Consider the following 19,728-nt stretch of genomic DNA (forward strand, 5'->3'; position numbering starts at 1 on the left):
TTTGTCAGGCCGCGACGCTGACTGCGCCCACTGCCGAGGCGGGCCGGAACCCGGCACCGTCACCACCATGATCGACGTCCTGCAGATCACCGGCGCCCACCACCGGTACGGCGCCCTCACCGCCCTCGACTCGGTGGACATGACCGTCCGTGCCGGCGAATGCGTGGCACTCCTCGGCCCGAACGGCGCCGGCAAGACCACGCTCGTCGGGCTGGCCACGGGACTGCTGGCCCCGCAGACGGGACGGGCCCGCGTCTGTGGCGGGGACCCCCGCCGGGCGGCGACCCGGAGGCACCTCGGCGTGGTCCAGCAGTCGATGGGCTTCCCGCGCACCCTCACCGTCGCCGAGCTCGTGCGAGGCGCGGCGGTGCGGGCCGGGCGGCCCGCCTCCGCCGCCGGACCGGTGCTCGCCGAGGTCGGGATCACCGACCTGCAGCGCAGGCGGGCCGGGAAGCTCTCGGGGGGCCAGCAGCAGCGGGTGGCGCTGGCGATGGCGCTGGTCGGCGACCCGGCCCTGCTCCTGCTCGACGAGCCGACCGTCGGGCTGGACATCACCTCGCGGCGCGCGTTCTGGCAGACGATCGCCGCTCGCCGCGACGCCGGCGTGGGGATCCTGCTGACCACCCACATCGTGGAGGAGGCCGCCGCGGTGGCCGACCGGGTGGTGGTGCTGCACCGGGGGCACGTCGTGGCCGCCGACACCCCGGCCGGGCTCACCGCCCGCCTGCCCGACCGCACGATCGTCGCCCGCACCCGCGTGGCGGGGAGCGTGCTGCGGACACTGCCCGGCGTGCTGTCCGTGACCACGGACGGCGACCGCGTGCACGTGGCCACGGCAGCGCCGGAGGACGTGCTGCGCAGCTGGCTGGTGCTCGACGAACAGCTCACCGACCTGCGGGTGGAGGGCGCGGGCCTGGAACAGGCCCTGCTCGCGCTCACCGGGGACGCCACGAGGCGCGCCAACACGACAGACGACAACACGACAGGCGACAAGGTGGAGGTGCGGGCATGACCGCGATCGAGACGGGACCGACGTCCCCGCTGGTACGGGGCCTGCGGGTGCTGGGCGTCGAGGTGGCCGACGGGGTGCGGGCCATCCTGCGGGAGCCCACCGCCCTGTTCTTCTCGGTGCTCTTCCCGGTGATGTTCTTCGCGCTGTTCGCGTCGCTGTTCGGCAACCAGCCGTCCGCGTCCGGGCTGCCGACGGCCGCGACCATGCTGGCCACGTTCGGGACGTTCGGCGTCGTCTCGGTGATGCTGCTCAACCCGGGCGTGGCCGTGGCCGAGGACCGGACGAGCGGCTGGCTGCGGGTGAAGAAGGTGTCGGCCGCCCCGATCGGCACGACCATCGCGGCCAAGGTGATCTCCGCGCTGCCCTACGCGCTGGCCGTCGTGCTCGCGATCAGCGGTGTCTCGCTGCTCGTGGCGGGACCGGTGCTGGATCTCGGCACGTGGCTGCGGCTCGTGGGCGTCCTGTTGCTCGGCGGCCTGCCGTTCACGCTGCTCGGGCTCGCCGTCGGCTTCGTCGCCTCGTCGAACGCGACGGCGGCCGTGCTGAACGCGGTGTACCTGCCGATGGTGGTGGCGTCGGGCCTGTGGTTCCCGCTGGACATGATGCCGGGGTTCGTGCAGGCGCTCGCGCCGTTCCTGCCGACCTACCACGTCGCCCAGCTCGCGCTGGCCCAGCTCACCGGAGCCGACGCGCTGGGCAACCTGCTCGCGCTCCTGCTCACCACGGCGATCAGTGCGGTGCTGGCCGGCTGGGCCTACCGTAATCTCCGCGTATGACCGCGGAACCCGGCAGCGCGGGGGCCACATTCCGCGGGCAGGCACCGCTGCGAGCGTCCACCCTCTGGCACCTCGTCTGGCTGGGGATGCTGCTCTTCCAACCGCTGTACGACGACCGGAACCGGCCGCTGCAGTGGACGGTGGCCTTCGCCGTCGTCGTCGTGTTCCTCCCGATCTACGTTCTCGCCCACCGCGGTTCCGCCCCGGTCCGGCGCTGGGCACCGGTGGCGACCACCGTGCTGGGCGTGCTCGCGGCGCCGGTCAACTCGGGCGCGAGTGTGCTCTTCGTCTACGCCGCGGCATTCGCCGCGAGCGGCCGGACGCGGCAGGTCGCCCGGTGGTGGCTCGCCGGGCTCACGGCGCTCGTCGTGGTGCTGGTGCTGCTCTCCTCGATCCCGATGCCCTGGCGCCTCTGGGCGTTCGCGCCGTCGCTCGTGCTCGTCTGGGTCGTCGGGCTCGTCACGATCGAGGAGATCGAAGAGGGCCGCGCGAACCGCATCCACAACGCCAGAGTGGAACACCTGGCCACCCTGTCGGAGCGGGAGCGGATCTCCCGCGACCTGCACGACCTGCTCGGACAGACCCTCACCGGCATCGTCGTGCGCTCCCAGCTCGCGCAGCGCCTCACCCGCGTCGACGCCGAGGCCGGGATCGCCGAGATGGCGGAGGTGGAGCAGGCCGCACGCGCCGCGCTCACCGAGGTGCGGGCCACCGTGTCCGGCTGGCGGCAGGTCGACCTCGACGACGAGCTGGCCGTGTCCCGCAGCGCACTGACCGCCGCGGGCGTGACGCTCGAGGTCACGCGCGAACCCGGGCTGGTGCTCACCCCGTCGGCCGAGACCGCGCTGAGCCTGGCGCTGCGGGAGGGCGTCACCAACGTGGTGCGCCACGCCAGTGCCCGGAACTGCACGGTCACGCTGCACCGTGTCGACGGACGGCTGGTGCTGGAGGTCGCCGACGACGGGGTGGGCGGCGAGTCACCGGACGGCAACGGGCTCACCGGGATGCGCGAGCGGATCGCGGCGCTGGGCGGCGAGGTGCAGCGCCGCGCCCGTGGCGGTACCGCGCTCACCGTCACCGTCCCGGCGGCGGTGGCCACATGACCGGGAGTGCGAGCGTGATCCGGCTGGTGCTCGCGGAGGACCAGGGCATGGTGCTCGGCGCCTTCGCCCGGCTGCTCTCCCTCGAACCGGACCTCGAGGTGGTGGCCACGGCAACCGACGGTGCGGAGGCGTTGGCCGCCGTCGCGGAGCACGACCCGGACGTGCTGGTCACCGACGTCGAGATGCCCGGCCTGAGCGGCCTGGACGTGGCCGCGGAGCTGCACCGGAGGCGGACCCGCACGCGGCTGGTGATCGTCACGACCTTCGCGCGCTCCGGCTACCTGCGCCGGGCACTGGAGAGCGGTGTCTCGGGGTACGTGCTCAAGGACGCGCCCGTCGACCAGCTCGTCGACACGGTCCGCCGGGTGCACGCCGGGCAGCGGGTGGTGGACCCGGCGCTCGCCGTCGCCGCGTGGGACGGCGCCGACCCGATGACCGACCGCGAGCGCGACGTGCTCCGCCTCGCCGCCGAAGGACTGCCCAACACCGACATCGCCGCGACGCTGCACCTGGCCGAGGGCACGGTGCGCAACTATCTCTCCACGGCCATCACGAAGCTCGGGGTCCGCAACCGGATCGAGGCCGCGCGGGTGGCCCGCGACCGGGGTTGGCTGTAGCCCGACCGGCGAGTGCGATCACATCCCGCCCAGCCACAGGCCGAACGCCGCCGTGAGGAGCGCGCCACCGAGCATCCCGAACGCGTGGACCGACGCAGCCGCCGGCTGCCGCCGCCTGACCAGGTCGGCTGTCTGCGAGCACGCCGTGCTGAACGTCGTGTATCCGCCGAGGAACCCGGTGCCGAGGATCATCCGCACCTCGATCGCCGCGGTCTGCGTGATCGCGAGCCCGGTCACGAGGCCGAGCAGGAACGACCCCGTGAGGTTGATGACCAGCGTCCCGTACGGGATGCGGCCGTGGAACCGCGAGGTGATGACGGCGTCCAGGAGATACCGCGCGACCGCGCCGACTCCCCCGGCCACCGCGGTCGCGGAGAGCGGCCACGCGGTCATCGCCGTCCCCCTCGGTCCGCCGCGAGCCTGCGGAGCAGGCCGGCCACGGCACCACCGGCGAGTGCCGCGAGCACGCCGAGGACCACCGTCGGCAAGCTGTAGCCGATCGACACGATGAACCGGTCGGTCGCGATGAGACCGTCGGTCCCGACCGCGAACATGCCGTAGGTGGTGTACCCGCCGAGGAACCCGGTACCGAGCGCCAACCGGAGCGAGCGGCGAACCGTCGACTCCGCGTCGCTCGCGAGGAGCCCGAGCAGCAGTCCCATGAGCAGAGCTCCGCTCACGTTGATGATGAACGTGGATGCGGGGAACGCTCCGGCGTTCGGGATGGCCAGTGACAGGAGCGCCCGGACCGTCGTGCCGACGGCTCCACCGATGAGCACGAGCACGAGATCCGTCGCGGTCACGGCGACCGCCGAACTGCCGGGCGCCGTCGCCGGCGTCATCGCTGCGTCCGGTCCGTCCGCCTCATGGTCGCGCATGCAGGTCCTCCGGGATGCCGGGTCGATCGGACCGTACGCAGGGCGCGAGTTCGGCAACTAGCGTCATCCGACTCGGACGACGCCGGCCGCGTCGTCGTCGACTCCCGCTCCGCAGGAGATTTCCGTCCCGCCCAGAACCCAGTCATTTGGCTCAAGCGAGGAATTGGCCGCCGTAGTGGGGTTGTGGCCGGGGGCCGCTCACCGTCGAAACGCGGAGGAGACAGACCATGGAACATCGCGCACCTGCACCGCACCACGAGACACCGAGCTTCGGCGATCCGGACCTCCCGCCGGAGGGTGAGATCAACACCCTCGACCATCCGGCGAGCACCACCATGAAAGGCCCGCGGAACCCGGTCATCGAGAGCCAGTTCCCGAACCACATGCACGCGCCTGCCACCGACATCAGCACGCAGCCGTTCTTCTGGTCCTCGTTCAACATCTCCCCTCGACGCGTGCAGAAGGGCGGCTGGGCGCGCGAGCTCACCCAGTCGGACTTCGCGATCTCGGACGAGATCGCCGGCGTCAACATGTACCTCGAGCCGGGCGGCATCCGGGAGCTCCACTGGCACCAGACCGCCGAGTGGGCCCTGATGACCGAGGGACGCTGCCGGATCACCACGCTGAGCCGCACCGGCCGGCCGAGCGTCGACGACGTCGAGGCCGGCGACCTGTGGTTCTTCCCGGCCGGCCTGCCGCACTCGCTGCAGGGGCTCGGGCCCGACGGGGCGGAGTTCGTCCTCGCGTTCGACGACGGTGAGCAGTCCGAGAGCAACACGCTGCTGCTGACCGACTGGTTCGCCCATACCCCGCCTGAGGTGCTCGCCAAGAACTTCGGCGTCGCCCAGGACGTCTTCACGGACATCCCGCTGCACAACCTCTGGATCTTCCCCGGCGACGAACCCGGAGATCTGGCGGCGGACCAGGAGGCGGCGGGCGTGGAGTGGGGTGCGACGGAGGCCGTGATCTTCCGCCTGTCGCGCTCGGAGGCGCGGTACCGGAACAGCGGCGGGAGCATCCAGGTCGCCGACAGCACCAACTTCCCCGCCTCGCGTTCGGTCGCGGCCGCACTCAACATCATCCAGCCGGGCTCGATGCGGGAACTGCACTGGCACCCGAACGCCGACGAATGGCAGTACTTCCTGCGCGGGCAGGGCCGCATGACGGTCTTCAACACCGGACCGCACGCGAACACGTCGGATTTCCGCGCAGGTGACGTCGGCCTGGTGCACCGGAACCTCGGTCACTACGTCGAGAACACCGGGGACGAAGTCCTGATCTATGTCGAGACCTTCCGCAGCGACCATTACGAGGAGGTGTCGCTCGCGAACTGGCTCGCCCATGTCCCGCCGTCGCTCGTGTCGGCGCACCTCAACATCCCGGAGGAGACGCTCGCGACCTTCCCTCGCGAGACACAGGGCATCACCCCGCTGCGGTGAGGCCTGCCGGTGCGGTGCGGGTGCGCCGCATCTACGAGCCGGTCACCGAGCAGGACGGCCTCCGCGTGCTGGTCGACCGGCTCTGGCCACGCGGCATGAGCAAGGCCAGAGCGCGGATCGACGAGTGGTGCAAACACGTCGCCCCCTCCACCGAGCTGCGCCGGTGGTACGGCCACGACCCGGAGCTCTTCACCGAGTTCGGCCGTCGTTACCGGCAGGAGCTCGGGAGCGGCGAGCAGGGGTCCGCCCTCGTGCACCTGTCGGAGCTGGCGCAGGGCCGGACCCTGACGCTGCTGACCGCGAGCAGGGACCCCGCGATCAGTGAGGCGGCGGTCCTGGCCGAACTCCTCGAGAGCCGACGGTCTTCGTCCTGACCGCGCACACCCCGTGGCCACCGCACACACCGCAGGACGTGTGCACGGTGGCCATCAGGTGTGCGCGGTGGGCTCAGGCGCCGGGGCGGGCCAGGCCGAGGTGGTGGCGCAGGGTCGGCCCGGTGTACTCCGCGCGGAAGCTGCCCCGGTCCTGCAGCTCCGGCACCACCTTCTCGACGAACTCGTCGAGGCCGCCGGGCACCAGGTGCGGGATGAGGATGAAGCCGTCGCAGGCGTTCTCCTGCACGTAGGTGTCCATCTGCTCGGCCACCTGCCGCGGGGTGCCGACGAAGGACTGCCGCGCGGTGGTCTCGATGATCAGCTCCCTGATCGACAGGCCGCCCTTCGCCTCGGCGAGCTCCCGCCACTGCCGGGCCACGGCCGCCGGGTCCTTCTCGTGGCGCACCCGGCCGCGCGTGATCGACGTGCCGTCCGGGTCCGGGTCGACGTCGGGCAGCGGGCCGTCGGGGTCGTACGCCGACAGGTCGCGGCCCCACACCTGTTCGAGGAACGCGATCGCGGTCTGTGGGCTCACCTGGGAGCGCCGGACCCGGTCGGCCCCCTCCTCCGCGTCCTGCGGGGTGTCGCCGAGCGCGAACGTGGTGGCCGGCAGGATCGTGACGTCCCGCTCGGCACGTCCGTAGCGCGGGAGCCTGCCCTTGAGGTCGCGGTAGAAGGCCTGGCCCGCCTCCAGCGTGCCGTGCCGGGAGAAGATCGCGTCGGCGGTGCGGGCCCCGAACTCGCGGCCCGCGTCGGAGTCGCCGGACTGGATCAGCACCGGGTGCCCCTGGGGCGTCGGCGGCAGCGAGAACCGTCCGGAGAACGAGAACTGCTCACCCCGGTGCTCGACGACCGGCACCGCATCGTCGCGCACGAAGACGCCGCGCTCCCGGTCGGCCACCACCGCGTCGTCCGCCCACGACAGCCACAGCTCGCGGGTCGCGTCGAGGATCTCCTGCGCACGGTCGTAGCGCTGTTCGGGCGCCAGGAACCCGCCGCGCCGGAAGTTCTCGCCGGTGAACGCGTCCGAGCTGGTCACGAGGTTCCACGCGGCCCGGCCACCGGAGAGATGGTCGAGCGACGCCAGTTGCTTCGCCAGCTCGTAGGGCTCGTTGAACGTGGTGTTGAGCGTGCCGCCGAGGCCCAGGTGCGTGGTGACGGCGGCGATCGCGTTCAGCACGGTGAGCGTGTCGGGCCGTCCCACCACGTCGAGGTCGTGGATCCGGCCGCGGTGCTCGCGCAGCCGCAGCCCCTCGGCGAGGAACAGGAAGTCGAACAGGCCCCGTTCGGCGGTCTGCGCGAAGTGCACGAACGAGGCGAAGTCGGTCTGGCTGCCGGACTCCGGGTCGCTCCAGACGGTGGTGTTGTTGACGCCCGGGAAGTGCGCGGCCAGGTGGATCTGCTTCTTGGCGGTCACGCGCGCGCCCCCTCGAACCGGTTCGCCGGCCGGGTGAGGCCGAAGCGGTCGCGCAGCGTGGCGCCGGACGCGAGCGGGGTCCGCAGGCCGCGGTCGGCAAGGCGGGGAGCCACGTCGGCGGCGATCGCCTGCACCCCACTCGGCAGCGCGAGCGGCACGGCGGTGACACCGTCGGCGGCGCCGCCCGCCACGGCCTCCGCGATCACGTCGACCAGCGCGTCCGCCGGGCCGACGACCCGCACCGAGGACGGGGCGAGCTCGCGGTCGGCGTCGAGCGCGTCCAGCTCGCGGCGGGCGCTCCCGGCATCCGCGCCCAGCAGCACCTCCACGTCGAGCAGCACGGCGACCGCGTCCGGGTCACGGCCCGCCGCGGCCACCGCCGCGCGCACCCGCTCCCGCGCGGTGTGGGCCGCCGCGAGGTCCGCGGCGGCGATGCGGACCACGTCGGCCCGGGCCGCGGCCACGGCGACTGCCTCCGGTTCGTCACCGCGCACCACGACCAGCGGGTGGGCCTGCGGGCTGCGCGGCGTGATCGACGGGCCCTTCACCGAGAAGAACTCACCGGTGAAGTCGATGTGGTGCAGCTTGTCGCGGTCGACGTAACGGCCGGTGGCGACGTCGCGGATCACGGCGTCGTCCTCCCAGGAGTCCCACAGCGCCACCACGACCTCGACGACCTCGGCGGCCTCGCGCCACAGCTCGGCTGGCGGTGCCGCCTGCTTGCGGCCGAACAGCTCAGCCTCCGCCGGCGTCCGCGAGACGACGGGCTCCCAGCCGGCGCGACCGGAGGACACCAGGTCGAGGGTGGCGATGGCCTTGGAGACGTGGAACGGCTCGGTGTGGGTGACGGTCACCGTGGGCACCAGCCCGACTCCGGGGACGACCGGCGCCACCCGCGCGGCGATCGCCACCGCGTCCAGGCGCAGGGGCACCAGGTCCGGGTCGGCCGACGGTGGGGCGAAGGAGTCGGGCACGGCGAGGAAGTCGGCGCCCGCCCGGGCGGCGAGCTGCGCCAGCCCGACGTGGTACGACGCTGTGAGCAGGGCTTCCGGTTGCGCGTCGGCCCGCCGCCACGCCGCCGGGTGCCGCCCCGCTCCCGACACCTCCACCGCCAGGTACGTACTGCGCCCCATCAGTGCCCTCCGGTGGCTCGTGTCGGCCGTTCCTCGTTCGAACCCGGTGCCGCCGCCGGGGCATTCCCCCGGCGGGGCGGAGGTGTCAGCGCGGGGTCCGGTCGCCCGCGGTGATGTCGGCCTCGATGGCCGACGCGCACGCCCGGAGCGCGGGAAGGACCTCACGCACGACGTCCCGCGAGCCCGCCCTCGTGCTGACGTTCGCCGCGGCCACTACGGCACCGCCCGTCCCGCGCACCGGGACGGAGATCGAGCGCAGTCCCAGCTCCAGCTCCTGGTCCACCACGCAGAATCCGGCCTCGCGGACCGCGTCGAGCTCGCGGGCGAGCGCCGCCGGGTCGGTGAGGGTGCGTTCCGTCAGGGGCAGCGGGCGCAGCGTCGCCAGCCGGGCCGCCCGCTCCTCGGGCGGGAGGGCCGCCAGCAGCACCCGGCCCATCGACGTGACGTAGGCCGGCAGCCGGGTGCCGATCGTGATGGCCACGGTCATGATCCGCGAGGTGGGCACCCGGGCGACGTAGACGACGTCGCCGCCGTCGAGCACCGAGACCGACGCCGACTCCTGCACCTCCCGGACCAGCACCTCCAGGTGCGGCGCGGCGATCTCGGGCAGCGACAGGCTGGAGAGGTAGGAGTAGCCCAGCTCCAGCACCCGCGGGGTGAGCGCGAAGATCCGTCCGTCGGAGCGGACGTAGCCGAGCTCGGTGAGGGTGTGCAGGAAGCGCCGGGTGGCGGCGCGCGGCAGCGCGGTGCGGCGCGCGACCTCGCTCAGGGTCTGCTCGGGGTGGTCGGCGTCGAAGGCCCGGATGACGGCGAGGCCCCTGGCGAGCGAGCGGACGTGTTCGGTCACCGCGGCGCCACCGTCCCGTTCGGGGCGGAGGGCGGCAGTGGCGTCGCCATGGGACGGGCGACTCGCGCCCGTGAACCGGGCGACTCGCGCACGCATTTCGGGCGACTCGCGGCAGTCACGGCCGGTCCGCGAGCAACCGGTCCACCAGGTCGGCGGCGTGGCCGGGTGAGGGGCTCGTCCCGCTGGTGAGCGCGAGGTTCGCGGCCATCCGGTCCGGGTGGACCACCAGGCCGTCCAGGCAGGTCCGCAGCCGGGCCGCGGCGCCGCCGGTGGCCCGCAGGAGCTCGCCGAGCGTCTGCCACTCGGCGTGCCAGGCTCCCGCCGCGCGCTGGTGCTCGTGGTCGGCAGCGGCGAGCAGCACCGCGGCGAGGCCGGGAGCGCGGCGCGCCGCTCCCCTCGCCGTGATCGCGGCGATCGGGTTGCGCTTGTGCGGCATCGACGACGAGTCGCCCGGCGCGGCCTCGGACACCTCGCCGAGCTCCGTCCCGGCGAGCAGGACGACGTCCGTGGCCGGCTTCGCGCAGGCGCCTGCGGCCACGGCCAGGGCGCCCGCCAGCTCGCCGATCCGGGTGCGCTCGGTGTGCCACGGCGGGGTGTCGGAGAGCCCGAGGCTCGCGGCGAGCGACGCCGCCACGGCAGGGCCGTGCGGGTGCAGTGCCGCCAGCGTGCCGGCAGCCCCGCCGAGCTGGACGGGCAACGAGGAGAGGAGACGAACGAGCCCGGCCCTGGCCCGGTCCAGCCCGGCGCACCAGCCCGCCGCGACGAGGCCGAACGTCGTGGGCAGGGCCTGCTGCCCCAGCGTGCGCGCGATCATCGGGGTGCTCCGGTGCGCGGCAGCCAGCGCCGCGGCGGCGTCGGCGGCGCCGCGCAGGTCGTCGAGCACGATCTCGCCCGCCCACCCGGTGAGGAGCACGGCGGCGGTGTCCATGACGTCCTGGCTCGTGGCGCCGGGGTGCACGGACCGACCGGCCTCCCCCGCGGCCTCCCGCAGCAACCTGACCAGCGGGATCACCGGGTTTCCGCCCTCCACGGCCGCCCGCCCCAGCTCCGCGGGGTCGATCCGCAGGTCGCCCGCCACCGCCGCGATGCGGGCAGCGTCGGCCGCGGGGACGATCCCGTGCTCGGCCGCGGCGCGGGACAACGCCACCTCGACGGCGACGAGCGCCGCCACCCAGGAGGCGTCGTCGAGCCGGGCCGCCACCCGGTCGGCCCCGAACACCGGGTCGAACAGCGCACTGGACATGAGGCGGAACCGTACGGGCCGCGCGGAGCAGCGTGGGTACCCACCCAGGTTCAGGAAAGCCACTTTGCCGCCCTCTCCGGGCAGGAAAGTGGCTTTCCTGAACTCGGCCGGACACCGATCGTGTTCGCTCTGCGAACGGTTGTGCGTTGCGCGCACGCCGTCGTAGTGTCGAGCCCCGTGATGGACAAGGTGGTCGCGACCGCGGCCGAGGCGGTGACCGACGTCCCCGACGGCGCGTCGCTCGCGGTGGGCGGGTTCGGGATGTCCGGCGTCCCCGCGGCGTTGATCGCGGCGCTGCTGGAACAGGGCGCCACCGACCTGGAGACGATCAGCAACAACCTCGGCATCGACGGGTTCGGGCTGGGCACGCTGCTCGCCGCCGGCCGGATCCGCCGCACGATCGGCTCCTACGTCGGCAACAACAAGGAGTTCGCCCGCCAGTACCTGGCCGGGGAGATCGAACTGGAGCTCACGCCGCAGGGCACGCTCGCCGAGCGGCTGCGGGCGGGTGGCGCGGGCATCCCCGCGTTCTTCACCCCCGCAGGCGTCGGCACCCAGGTCGCCGACGGTGGCCTGCCGTGGCGCCACGACGCCGACGGCGGGGTGGCCGTGCGCTCGCCCCGCAAGGAGGTCCGCGAGTTCGGCGGCCGCTCCTACGTGCTGGAGGAGGCGATCGTCCCCGACTTCGCCCTCGTGCACGCCTGGAAGGGCGACCGGCACGGCAACCTCGTGTACCGGCGCAGCTCCCGCAACTTCAACCCGGCCTGCGCCGCGGCCGGCCGGATCACCATCGCGCAGGTGGAGCACCTCGTCGAACCCGGGGAGATCGACCCCGACGCCGTGCACACCCCGGGCATCCAGGTGCAGCGGGTGGTGCACGTGCCCGACGCCGACAAGCCCGTCGAGATCCGGACGGTGCGCGCCCCGAACGTGGAGACAGCATGAGCCTCACCCGTGACCAGCTCGCCGCGCGAGTGGCCACCGAGCTTCCCGACGGCTCCTACGTCAACCTCGGGATCGGCATGCCGACGCTCGTGCCCGGCTTCATCCCGACGGGACGCACGGTCGTGCTGCACTCCGAGAACGGCATCCTCGGCGTCGGCCCCTACCCGACCGACGACGAGGTGGACCCCGACCTCATCAACGCGGGCAAGGAGACCGTCACCGTGCTGCCGGGGGCGTCCTACTTCGACTCCGCCGCGAGCTTCGGCATGATCCGGGGCGGCCACGTCGACGTCGCCGTGCTGGGCGCGATGCAGGTCAGCGCCCGTGGCGACCTCGCCAACTGGGCCGTGCCCGGCAAGATGATCAAGGGCATGGGCGGGGCCATGGACCTCGTCCACGGTGCCCGGCGGGTGATCGTGATGATGGAGCACACCGCGCGCGACGGCTCACCCAAGATCGTGCCGGAGTGCACTCTCCCGCTCACCGGCGCCGCCTGCGTCGACCGGATCATCACCGACCTCGCCGTGATCGACGTGACGGACGACGGGCTCACGCTGGTCGAGACCGCGCCCGGCGTCACCGCGGACGAGGTGCGCGCAGCCACCGGCGCTCCCCTGCACGACGGCCCGGCGCCGCGCTGATCGATCCATGGGACCGCAGCGCTGCGGGACCCCGCCCCACGGGCGCTCCCCGGCACGGCCACCCCTCGCCGTGCCGGGGAGCGCTCGGTCAGGCGGACGGGCCGAGCTCCACCGGGAGGGTCCGGAGCCCGCGGATCAGCGTGCTGTGCCGGTACAGCAGCTCCTGCGGGTCGATGGCCAGCGCCAGCTCCGGGCGGCGCGCGAGCAGCAGCCCGATCGCCTCCTGCCCCTCGATGCGCGCCAGCTGCGCGCCGAGGCAGTGGTGCAGCCCGTGGCCGAACGCGACGTGGCCCGCCGGGTCGCGGTCGACACGCAGCTCCTCTGCGCCGTCGAAACGGGCAGGGTCGCGGTTCGCCGCAGCGAGCGAGAGCGTGACGACCGACCTGGCCGGGATCGTCACCCCGGAGTACTCGACGTCCTCGGCGGCGACCCGCAGCGGGGTGCTGTGCACCGGGGAGTCCCAGCGCAGGAACTCCTCGACGGCCGAGGGCAACAGGTCGGGGCGGTCCCGCAGGAGAGCGAGCTGCTCGGGGTGGGTGAGCAGGGCGAGCAGCCCGTTGCCGATCAGGTTGACGGTGGTCTCGTGCCCGGCGATGAGCAGCAACATCGCCATCCCGATGAGCTCGCCCTCGGAAAGCCGGTCGCCGTCCTCGGCCACCTCGATCAACCCGCTGATCAGGGCGTCGTCGGGGTGCGCGCGCTTCTCCGCGATGAGCTGGGAGAGGTACTCGAAGAGCTTCCCCGAAGCGGCGTTCGACTCGTCGCGCGTGGACTCGTCCACCATCGTGTTGGACCAGGCAGCGAAGTCGTCGCGGTCCTCGGCCGGCACGCCGAGGAGCTCGCAGATCACCAGCACCGGCAGCAGGAACGCGTAGTCGGCCATGATGTCGACCCGGCCGGTGGGCGGCAGGGCGTCGAGGAGCTCGCCCGCGATCTGCTCGACGCGGGGGCGCAGCCCCTCCATCCGGCGCAGCGTGAACGAGCGCGACACCAGCTTGCGCAGCCGGGTGTGGTCCGGCGGGTCCATCAGCAGCATCATCGGCATGGGCGACACGGGAGCCGCGGCCCGCTCCTCCGGCGGCAGCGTGTAGCGCCAGTCCTTGACCAGCCGGGGGTCGGCGAGCGCGGCCCGCACGTCGGCGTAGCGGGAGAGCATCCACACCGTGCCCTCCGGACGCTCCAGCCGGATCACCGGCTCGTCGGTCCGCAAGGTGCCGTATGCCGGGTACGGGTCGCGCCAGAAGGCGCCTTCGAAGAGCTCGAGGGTGGAGGTCAACGTTCTCCTTCAGCCGTCCCAAACGGATGTAAGCAGGAGCTTACAGGCGACTCGGGGAGAACGTCGCCGGATCGACGGACACGTCCGTGGGCACCGGCTCCCCGGTGACGACCGCCGCGGCGAAGGCCGACAGCGCCGGAGCGGACTCGATACCGGAACCGCCCTGTCCGGCGCAGAACCAGAAGCCCGGGTGCTCGGGCCAGGCCCCGACCACGGGACGCCGGTCGGGCACGAACGAGCGCAGCCCGGCCCAACTGGTGCGCACCGAGCGCAGCCCGAGCCCGGTGACCGCCTCGACGCGTTCCAGCGCCGTCGCCACGTCGAGCTCGTCGGGCCGGGCGTCGTACGGCTCGACCGGCGTCTCGTCGGCAGGGCTCACGAGCAACCCGTCGCCCTCCGGCTTGAAGTAGAAGCGCTCGGCGGCCTCGCGGACCATCGGCACGCGACCGTCCGGCACCCGCAGCCGGGACTGGTCGGGCACGCGCACCACCGCGATCGTGCGCCGCAGCGGGACGAGCCCCACGAGCGGCACGCCGGCGAGGCCGGCCACGACGTCGGCCCACGCACCCGCGGCGTCGACGACGTCGGCCGCGTCGATCGGGTCGTCGGTTCCGGCCTGCACGCGCCAGCCGCTCCCGCTGCGCTCGATCGCCGTCACCCGGGCGGCGGCCCGCACCGTGCCGCCGCGGCGGCGCAGCCCGCGCACGTAGGCCTGGTGCAGCGCCTCGGTGTCGACGTCGGCCGCGCCTTCCACCACCGCCGCGGCCCGCACCAGGCCCGGCAGGAGCATCGGGCACCGGCGCTCCGCCTCCGCGGGGTCGAGCGCCACCGGGGCACCGGGCTCCCCCGCCTGCTCCGCGAGCAGCGTGGCGAGCGCCGCTTCGCCTGCCGCGTCCACCGCGACGTGCACGACGGCGCGCGGCGTCAGCAGCGGTGGCGCGTCCAGCTCAGCGGCGAGCCGGGCGAACCGGGGCCCGCTGGCCACGATGAGCGCCCGGACGGGCCGCGTGCCGTGCCCGGGGATGTACGTGGCCGCCGAGCGGGCCGTGGAGTGCCGGGCGAGCGCGGTCTCCGCCTCGAGCAGGACCACCGAGCGGGTGGCGGAGAGCTCGTAGGCGACCGACGCGCCCGCGATGCCCCCACCGATCACGACGACGTCCGCTGAGCTGGTCATGAATCCGACGGTAGTGCGGCCCGAAAACCCGTGGCGCCGGTGTCCGATTCCTCCTACAGTTCCTCTCATGCGCCTGTAGTGACGACCGCCTCGCGCGGCACCGCGGCCCGGACCCTCGTCCGGCTCCGCCCGTCCCAGCCACCCGGCCGGCCTGTCTCGGTCCAGCTGTTGCTGTTGCTGTGCCGGCTTCGTCCCACCTGCAGGAGGCACTCGTGCGTGATCCGTTGCTGTCCACCGTCGCCGACGGCACCGTCCTCGGCGACACCACCGACATCGTCGGCGGCGGTCCGGTTCTCGACCCGGCCGCATCGCTGCCGGCCAACCGCGCGGCCCGTCGCGGCCGCTCGGGCAAGCAGGCCCAGAACGGAGCCGTGCATCCCGGCTCCTCGGGCCGCGCCCGTGCGGCGCAGGGCCGCCGGATCAACCCTGTGCGTCGCACCGGTTGATCCGCTCCGGTACCGCCGGCCTCGCGTCCACGAGGTCGGCGGTACCCCCGCCCACCTGGACACGTCCGCCGCGACGCGGGCGGCGCCGGGTGTCCATGTCGCGCTCGTTACCCCCGGCCCGGCCCGGCCGCGTGTGACGATGGCAGCGTGACCATCGCGCGCAGCGACTCCGGAACCCGAGGCACCACCGTCTGGTGGGCGGCGCCGGTGGCGCCGGAGTCAGCACCCGGCCTGGTCGCGCTCCTCGACCCGCACGAGCGGGGCCGACTGGAACGCTTCCGGATGCCTGCCGACCGCGCCCGCTACGTCGCCGCCCACGCGCTCGCCCGGATCGTGCTGGCCGACGCCGTGGGTCGTCCCGCCGTGGATCTCGAGTTCGACCGCACCTGCCAGTGCGGGAAACAGCACGGCAAACCCGTTCTTCCCGGGGGCCCGGGGTTCTCGCTCACCCATTCCGGCGACCTCGTCGGCGTGGCCGTGCACCCGGGTGGCCCGGTCGGTCTCGACGTCGAGCAGATCCGGGACCTCACCGAACTGCCCTCGATGGCCGGGCACGTCTGCTCACCGGCCGAGTCGGTGTCCGACCCGTCGTCCTTCTTCACGCTGTGGACGCGCAAGGAAGCGCTGCTCAAGGCCACCGGCAGCGGCCTGTCCAGCCCGATGACGGCGATCACGCTGGGGCCGTCAGGGGTGCGGGAGTGGACCGGTGACGGCGCACCGTCCGAGCCGGTGTGGCTCCGGGACCTGACCCCCGCCGACGGGTACCCGGCCGCGGTGGCCGGGCTCGGCGCGGCGCCGTCGCAGGTGGTCGAGGCCGACGGCAACGCGTTGCTGCGCGCCGGCGTGGGCTGACACCGGCCCCGGCGCCGCACGAGACCGGCCGCAGCGAGACTGTCGGGGGCTCGGGGGATGATGGCGCCGTGGGCGCGCGCTGGGTGCTGCACCTCGACATGGACGCGTTCTTCGCCTCTGCCGAGCAGCTCACCCGTCCCACGCTGCGCGAGCGTCCGGTGCTGGTGGGCGGGCTCGGTCCGCGTGCCGTGGTGGCCGGGGCCAGCTACCAGGCACGGGTGTTCGGGGCACGCTCGGCCATGCCGATGGGCCAGGCCCGCAGGCTCTGTCCGCACGCCGTGGTGCTGCCCGCCCGGTTCGTGCTCTACCAGGCGCTCAGCGAGCGGGTGATGAGCGTCCTCGCCGACGCCGCGCCGGTGCTCGAGCCGGTCTCGGTGGACGAGGCGTTCCTGGAGCCGCCGGCGCTCGCGGGCGCATCGGCGGCCGAGGTCGAGCGGTTCGGCACGCAACTGCGGGCGGCGGTCCACACCGCCACCGGGCTCGCCGCCTCCGTCGGCGCCGGATCGGGCAAACAGCTCGCCAAGATCGCGTCCGAGCTCGCCAAGCCCGACGGGCTGCGGGTAGTGGCACCCGACGACGAGCAGGCGGTGCTCGCACCGCTCCCGGTGCGCGCCCTGTGGGGCGTGGGACCGGTGGCCGAGGCCGGCCTGCACAGGCTCGGCGTGCGCACCATCGGTGAGCTGGCCGCCATGGACCTCCGCGAGCTCACGGGCCTGCTGGGCACCGCGATCGGGATGGAACTGCACAGGCTCGCCCGCGGCATCGACGACCGGCCCGTCGCTCCGAGGGGAGCGGCGAAGCAGGTGAGCGCCGAGACCACCTTCGACACCGACCTCACCGCGATGACCGCCGTGCACGACGCCGTCGCCCGGATGACGCAGGCTGCGCACCGGCGGCTCGTGGAGTCGGGGCGCGCCGCCCGCACCGTCACGGTCAAGGTGCGCAGCGCCGACTTCACCACGTCGAGCCGCTCCGAGACCGCCGGCAGCGGTAGCACCGACCTCCCCACCCTCACCGCGGTCGCCCAGCGGCTGGCCAGGGCCGCGGTACCCGAGGGCGGGGTCCGGCTGATCGGGGTGTCGCTGGCCGGGCTCATCGACGACCCACCTCCCGCGCTGTTCGAAGCGGTCCGGTTCGACGCCGACGCTGCCCCGCCCGAACCCGAGCCCGGCCCGAGCCACACCGTCTCGGCCCCGGTAGGCCCTGCCGTCCTCGCACCCGATGATCCGGGTCCGCTCCCGGACCCGTCCCCGGCGGACGCGATGAGCCAGGCGTGGCGCCCGGGCGACGACGTGCGCCACCCCGAGCACGGCCACGGCTGGGTGCAGGGGGCTGGGCACGGCCGCGTCACCGTCCGGTTCGAGACCCGCAGCACCGGCCCGGGCCGGGCGCGCACCTTCGCCGCCGCCGACCCCGACCTCGCCCGGGCCGACCCACTGGGCAGCCTGTACTGACCGAACCCGGCGCACCCCCACCCGCCGGAACCAGCAACACGCGCACGGAACGGGCGACTCGCGGGCAGGAACCGGGCGACTCGCGGGCACAGAACGGGCGACTCGCGTGCGCGAGTCGCCCGGTTCGGGGGGTCCAGCTACACCGGCGGGCGCCACGGGCGGGGCGGCAGCACCGGGAGCCCGGTCGGGGCGCACTGGCCACCGCGCTCCCCCGCCAGCCGGAAGATCAGCCAGCCGATGACGCCCGCGACGATGGAGCCGGTGAGGATGCCGATCTTGGCGTCGTTCACCAGGACCGGGTCGGTCAGGGCGAGGTCGGTGATGAACAGGGCCACCGTGAACCCGATGCCGGCGAGCCCGGCGCCTCCCACTATCTGGCCCCACCGCAGCGTGTCGGGCACCCGGCCGATCCCGGTGCGCAGCGCCACCCAGGTGCCCAGCGTGACGCCGATCAGCTTGCCGACCGTCAGGCCCACCACGATGCCCCAGAAGAGCGGTGAGGTGACCGCGGCGGCGATGGACTCGCTCGACAGCACCACACCGGCGTTGGCCAGCACGAAGATCGGGACGATCACGTAGCTGCTCCACGGCTGGATGCGCAGCTGGAGCCGCTCGTTCGGCGACACGGCCTCCGCCGCGGCGGCCCGGGCGGCGAGGGCTCGTTCCGGGCTGGGGTCGACGAGGAAGCTGCCGCCCAGCACCTGCAACCTGGCGATGTCGCGCGGCCGTGGGGCGTAGGCGTTGACGAGCAGGCCGAGCGCGACGCCGACCACGCTCGGGTGCACACCCGACTCCAGCACGGCCACCCACATCACGACGGCGATCACCACGTAGATCGGCGTGCGCCAGAAATTGACGAACCGCAGCCCCAGCAGCGCCAGGAACAGCACGACGGCCAGGAGCAACGCCGTGTAGTTCACCCCATGGGTGTAGAAGATCGCGATCGCGATCACGGCGCCGATGTCGTCGACGATCGCGAGCGCGAGCAGGAACACCCGGAGCTGGTCCGGGCAGCGCGGCCCGATCAGCGCGAGCATGCCGATGACGATCGCCGTGTCGGTCGAGATCGGGATGCCCCACGCGCCCGCGGCCGGTCCACCCGCGTTGAACAGCAGGAAGATCCCGGCCGGGACCAGCAGTCCGCCGATGGCGGCCACCGCCGGGGTGGCGAGCGCCCGGACACCCCGCAGCTCGCCGAGCACGGTCTCGCGCGAGATCTCCAGGCCGACGCTGAGGAAGAACAGCACCATGAGGCCGTCGTTGACCCAGTGGCGAAGGTCGAGGGTCAGGTCGATGGAGCCGACCGCGAACGAGAGCGGCGTGTGCCAGAACGCCTCGTAACCCCCGACGTTGGCCCAGACCAATGCGATCACCGCGGCGGCGAGCAGAAGGACCGCCGAGCCGGACTCGGTCCGCATGAAGGACCGCGCGGCGCGACTCAGCTCGCCGCGCTCGGTTAGGGTCGTTACGGCCACGCGGGGAATCCTGCCATCCTGGGAACCAGCACTTCGTCAGACGTCACTGGAGGTCACGATCGCTCTCGACCCCCGGATAGGGACCTACGACCATCTGCAGGGCGTACTCGGAGCAGAGCTCTCGCTCGTCGAGTACGGCGATTTCGAATGTCCGTACTGCCGTAAGGCCGCCCCGGTGATCGAGGAGGTGCGCAAGCATCTCGGCACTCGTCTCGTCTTCGCATTCCGCCATTTCCCGCTGGCCGAGCTGCATCCCTATGCGCTGTCGGCCGCGGTCGCGGCGGAGGCCGCTGCCCTCAAGGGCCGGTTCTGGCCGATGCACGACCGGCTCTTCTCGGGCGACGAGCCTCAGCTGCGGCAGGAGGACCTGCGCCGCTACGCCGAGGAGATCGGCGTGCCGCCGGAGAAGGTGGTGTGGCCCGCCACCCAGTTCGTCGAGGAACGGGTGGAGGCCGACTTCAACTCCGGGGTACGCAGCGGCGTGCGCGGTACTCCGACCCTTTTCGTCAACGGTGAGCAGTACCAGGGAGCCGTCACCGTCAGGGACCTGATCGAGGCACTCGACCCCTGAGACGGCCCGCCGGACCGGGCCCGTTCGGGTAGCGCGTGATGATCGCGGAAGAGAG

Annotated in this window: 21 protein-coding genes; 12 read left to right on the forward strand and 9 right to left on the reverse strand. The window is 73.4% G+C overall.

The window, feature by feature from the left end; genetic code table 11:
- Positions 1-67 precede the first annotated feature (67 nt).
- From AC5L35_RS01495 to AC5L35_RS01510, 4 genes are read left to right on the forward strand one after another with little or no spacing between them, the layout of a single operon-like run.
- Positions 68-1,012, forward strand: a complete 945-nt coding sequence (locus AC5L35_RS01495) for an ABC transporter ATP-binding protein (RefSeq protein WP_495057668.1) — start codon at positions 68-70, stop codon at positions 1,010-1,012.
- Entirely contained in the window at positions 1,009-1,788 is a 780-nt protein-coding gene (locus tag AC5L35_RS01500; protein WP_495057669.1) for an ABC transporter permease, read from the forward strand. Before AC5L35_RS01495 ends, AC5L35_RS01500 begins: the two co-directional genes overlap by 4 nt.
- A complete protein-coding gene (locus AC5L35_RS01505) occupies positions 1,785-2,891 on the forward strand; it encodes a sensor histidine kinase (RefSeq protein WP_495057670.1) in 1,107 nt (368 codons plus the stop codon). Before AC5L35_RS01500 ends, AC5L35_RS01505 begins: the two co-directional genes overlap by 4 nt.
- Positions 2,888-3,508, forward strand: coding sequence for a response regulator transcription factor (locus AC5L35_RS01510; protein WP_495057671.1), 621 nt, complete (start codon positions 2,888-2,890; stop codon positions 3,506-3,508). Before AC5L35_RS01505 ends, AC5L35_RS01510 begins: the two co-directional genes overlap by 4 nt.
- 18 nt (positions 3,509-3,526) lie before the next feature.
- On the opposite strand, the gene crcB is transcribed toward AC5L35_RS01510, so the two are convergent.
- Positions 3,527-3,901 (reverse strand): fluoride efflux transporter CrcB, encoded by a 375-nt coding sequence (gene crcB / locus AC5L35_RS01515; RefSeq protein ID WP_495057672.1) that lies wholly within the window; start codon positions 3,899-3,901, stop codon positions 3,527-3,529.
- Entirely contained in the window at positions 3,898-4,386 is a 489-nt protein-coding gene (locus AC5L35_RS01520) for a fluoride efflux transporter FluC (protein WP_495057673.1), read from the reverse strand. The genes crcB and AC5L35_RS01520 overlap by 4 nt, the downstream gene beginning before the upstream one ends.
- 227 nt (positions 4,387-4,613) lie before the next feature.
- Between AC5L35_RS01520 and AC5L35_RS01525 the strand changes: the two genes are divergently transcribed.
- Both AC5L35_RS01525 and AC5L35_RS01530 read left to right on the forward strand, forming a co-directional pair.
- Positions 4,614-5,825 carry a cupin domain-containing protein gene (locus AC5L35_RS01525; protein WP_495057674.1) on the forward strand — a complete coding sequence of 404 codons (1,212 nt, stop codon included), beginning with the start codon at positions 4,614-4,616 and terminating at the stop codon, positions 5,823-5,825.
- Positions 5,822-6,199 carry a DUF488 domain-containing protein gene (locus AC5L35_RS01530; RefSeq protein ID WP_495057675.1) on the forward strand — a complete coding sequence of 126 codons (378 nt, stop codon included), beginning with the start codon at positions 5,822-5,824 and terminating at the stop codon, positions 6,197-6,199. Before AC5L35_RS01525 ends, AC5L35_RS01530 begins: the two co-directional genes overlap by 4 nt.
- A gap of 73 nt (positions 6,200-6,272) precedes the next feature.
- On the opposite strand, the gene AC5L35_RS01535 is transcribed toward AC5L35_RS01530, so the two are convergent.
- The 4 genes from AC5L35_RS01535 to pcaB form a co-directional block, all read right to left on the reverse strand.
- Positions 6,273-7,616 carry an NtaA/DmoA family FMN-dependent monooxygenase gene (locus AC5L35_RS01535; RefSeq protein WP_495057676.1) on the reverse strand — a complete coding sequence of 448 codons (1,344 nt, stop codon included), beginning with the start codon at positions 7,614-7,616 and terminating at the stop codon, positions 6,273-6,275.
- The gene (locus AC5L35_RS01540; protein WP_495057677.1) at positions 7,613-8,749 is read right to left on the reverse strand and encodes an LLM class flavin-dependent oxidoreductase; all 1,137 of its coding nucleotides are present in this window, start codon (positions 8,747-8,749) and stop codon (positions 7,613-7,615) included. The genes AC5L35_RS01535 and AC5L35_RS01540 overlap by 4 nt, the downstream gene beginning before the upstream one ends.
- An 85-nt stretch (positions 8,750-8,834) precedes the next feature.
- A complete protein-coding gene (locus AC5L35_RS01545; RefSeq protein ID WP_495057678.1) occupies positions 8,835-9,596 on the reverse strand; it encodes an IclR family transcriptional regulator domain-containing protein in 762 nt (253 codons plus the stop codon).
- Positions 9,597-9,711: 115 nt separating this feature from the next.
- Positions 9,712-10,839, reverse strand: a complete 1,128-nt coding sequence (pcaB, locus tag AC5L35_RS01550; protein WP_495057679.1) for a 3-carboxy-cis,cis-muconate cycloisomerase — start codon at positions 10,837-10,839, stop codon at positions 9,712-9,714.
- 180 nt (positions 10,840-11,019) lie between these two features.
- Between pcaB and AC5L35_RS01555 the strand changes: the two genes are divergently transcribed.
- Positions 11,020-11,784: a CoA transferase subunit A gene (locus AC5L35_RS01555; protein ID WP_495058067.1), complete on the forward strand. Its 765-nt coding sequence runs from the start codon at positions 11,020-11,022 to the stop codon at positions 11,782-11,784.
- On the forward strand, positions 11,781-12,425 hold the full coding sequence (locus AC5L35_RS01560; protein ID WP_495057680.1) for a CoA transferase subunit B: 645 nt from the start codon (positions 11,781-11,783) through the stop codon (positions 12,423-12,425). Before AC5L35_RS01555 ends, AC5L35_RS01560 begins: the two co-directional genes overlap by 4 nt.
- A gap of 88 nt (positions 12,426-12,513) precedes the next feature.
- Here AC5L35_RS01560 and AC5L35_RS01565 read toward each other — a convergent pair whose 3' ends face one another.
- Both AC5L35_RS01565 and AC5L35_RS01570 read right to left on the reverse strand, forming a co-directional pair.
- Positions 12,514-13,701, reverse strand: coding sequence for a cytochrome P450 family protein (locus AC5L35_RS01565; protein WP_495057681.1), 1,188 nt, complete (start codon positions 13,699-13,701; stop codon positions 12,514-12,516).
- Positions 13,702-13,741: 40 nt separating this feature from the next.
- Entirely contained in the window at positions 13,742-14,875 is a 1,134-nt protein-coding gene (locus AC5L35_RS01570; protein WP_495057682.1) for an NAD(P)/FAD-dependent oxidoreductase, read from the reverse strand.
- A 212-nt stretch (positions 14,876-15,087) separates the two neighbouring features.
- Here AC5L35_RS01570 and AC5L35_RS01575 point away from each other — a divergent pair, with 212 nt between their 5' ends.
- The 3 genes from AC5L35_RS01575 (at position 15,088) to AC5L35_RS01585 (ending at position 17,627) form a co-directional block, all read left to right on the forward strand.
- Entirely contained in the window at positions 15,088-15,321 is a 234-nt protein-coding gene (locus AC5L35_RS01575; RefSeq protein WP_495057683.1) for a hypothetical protein, read from the forward strand.
- A gap of 147 nt (positions 15,322-15,468) precedes the next feature.
- The gene (locus tag AC5L35_RS01580; RefSeq protein WP_495057684.1) at positions 15,469-16,173 is read left to right on the forward strand and encodes a 4'-phosphopantetheinyl transferase family protein; all 705 of its coding nucleotides are present in this window, start codon (positions 15,469-15,471) and stop codon (positions 16,171-16,173) included.
- A 68-nt stretch (positions 16,174-16,241) separates the two neighbouring features.
- The gene (locus tag AC5L35_RS01585; RefSeq protein WP_495057685.1) at positions 16,242-17,627 is read left to right on the forward strand and encodes a DNA polymerase IV; all 1,386 of its coding nucleotides are present in this window, start codon (positions 16,242-16,244) and stop codon (positions 17,625-17,627) included.
- 137 nt (positions 17,628-17,764) lie between these two features.
- Here AC5L35_RS01585 and nhaA read toward each other — a convergent pair whose 3' ends face one another.
- A complete protein-coding gene (gene nhaA, locus AC5L35_RS01590; protein WP_495057686.1) occupies positions 17,765-19,102 on the reverse strand; it encodes a Na+/H+ antiporter NhaA in 1,338 nt (445 codons plus the stop codon).
- Between nhaA and AC5L35_RS01595 the strand changes: the two genes are divergently transcribed.
- The gene (locus AC5L35_RS01595; protein WP_495057687.1) at positions 19,044-19,673 is read left to right on the forward strand and encodes a DsbA family protein; all 630 of its coding nucleotides are present in this window, start codon (positions 19,044-19,046) and stop codon (positions 19,671-19,673) included. The two genes, nhaA and AC5L35_RS01595, sit on opposite strands and share 59 nt — an antisense overlap.
- The last annotated feature ends 55 nt before the right edge of the window (positions 19,674-19,728 follow it).

Source organism: Pseudonocardia sp. OZ21, assembly GCF_059359135.1.

Bases quoted from the DNA above. Each gene is read 5' to 3' on its own strand.
- AC5L35_RS01510 (WP_495057671.1), top strand. From the start codon at position 2,888: ATGACCGGGAGTGCGAGCGTGATCCGGCTGGTGCTCGCGGAGGACCAG.
- AC5L35_RS01525 (WP_495057674.1), top strand. From the start codon at position 4,614: ATGGAACATCGCGCACCTGCACCGCACCACGAGACACCGAGCTTCGGC.
- AC5L35_RS01500 (WP_495057669.1), top strand. From the start codon at position 1,009: ATGACCGCGATCGAGACGGGACCGACGTCCCCGCTGGTACGGGGCCTG.
- AC5L35_RS01570 (WP_495057682.1), bottom strand. From the start codon at position 14,875: ATGACCAGCTCAGCGGACGTCGTCGTGATCGGTGGGGGCATCGCGGGC.
- AC5L35_RS01555 (WP_495058067.1), top strand. From the start codon at position 11,020: ATGGACAAGGTGGTCGCGACCGCGGCCGAGGCGGTGACCGACGTCCCC.
- crcB (WP_495057672.1), bottom strand. From the start codon at position 3,901: ATGACCGCGTGGCCGCTCTCCGCGACCGCGGTGGCCGGGGGAGTCGGC.
- AC5L35_RS01595 (WP_495057687.1), top strand. From the start codon at position 19,044: ATGAAGGACCGCGCGGCGCGACTCAGCTCGCCGCGCTCGGTTAGGGTC.
- AC5L35_RS01540 (WP_495057677.1), bottom strand. From the start codon at position 8,749: ATGGGGCGCAGTACGTACCTGGCGGTGGAGGTGTCGGGAGCGGGGCGG.
- AC5L35_RS01520 (WP_495057673.1), bottom strand. From the start codon at position 4,386: ATGCGCGACCATGAGGCGGACGGACCGGACGCAGCGATGACGCCGGCG.
- AC5L35_RS01495 (WP_495057668.1), top strand. From the start codon at position 68: ATGATCGACGTCCTGCAGATCACCGGCGCCCACCACCGGTACGGCGCC.
- pcaB (WP_495057679.1), bottom strand. From the start codon at position 10,839: ATGTCCAGTGCGCTGTTCGACCCGGTGTTCGGGGCCGACCGGGTGGCG.
- AC5L35_RS01505 (WP_495057670.1), top strand. From the start codon at position 1,785: ATGACCGCGGAACCCGGCAGCGCGGGGGCCACATTCCGCGGGCAGGCA.
- AC5L35_RS01560 (WP_495057680.1), top strand. From the start codon at position 11,781: ATGAGCCTCACCCGTGACCAGCTCGCCGCGCGAGTGGCCACCGAGCTT.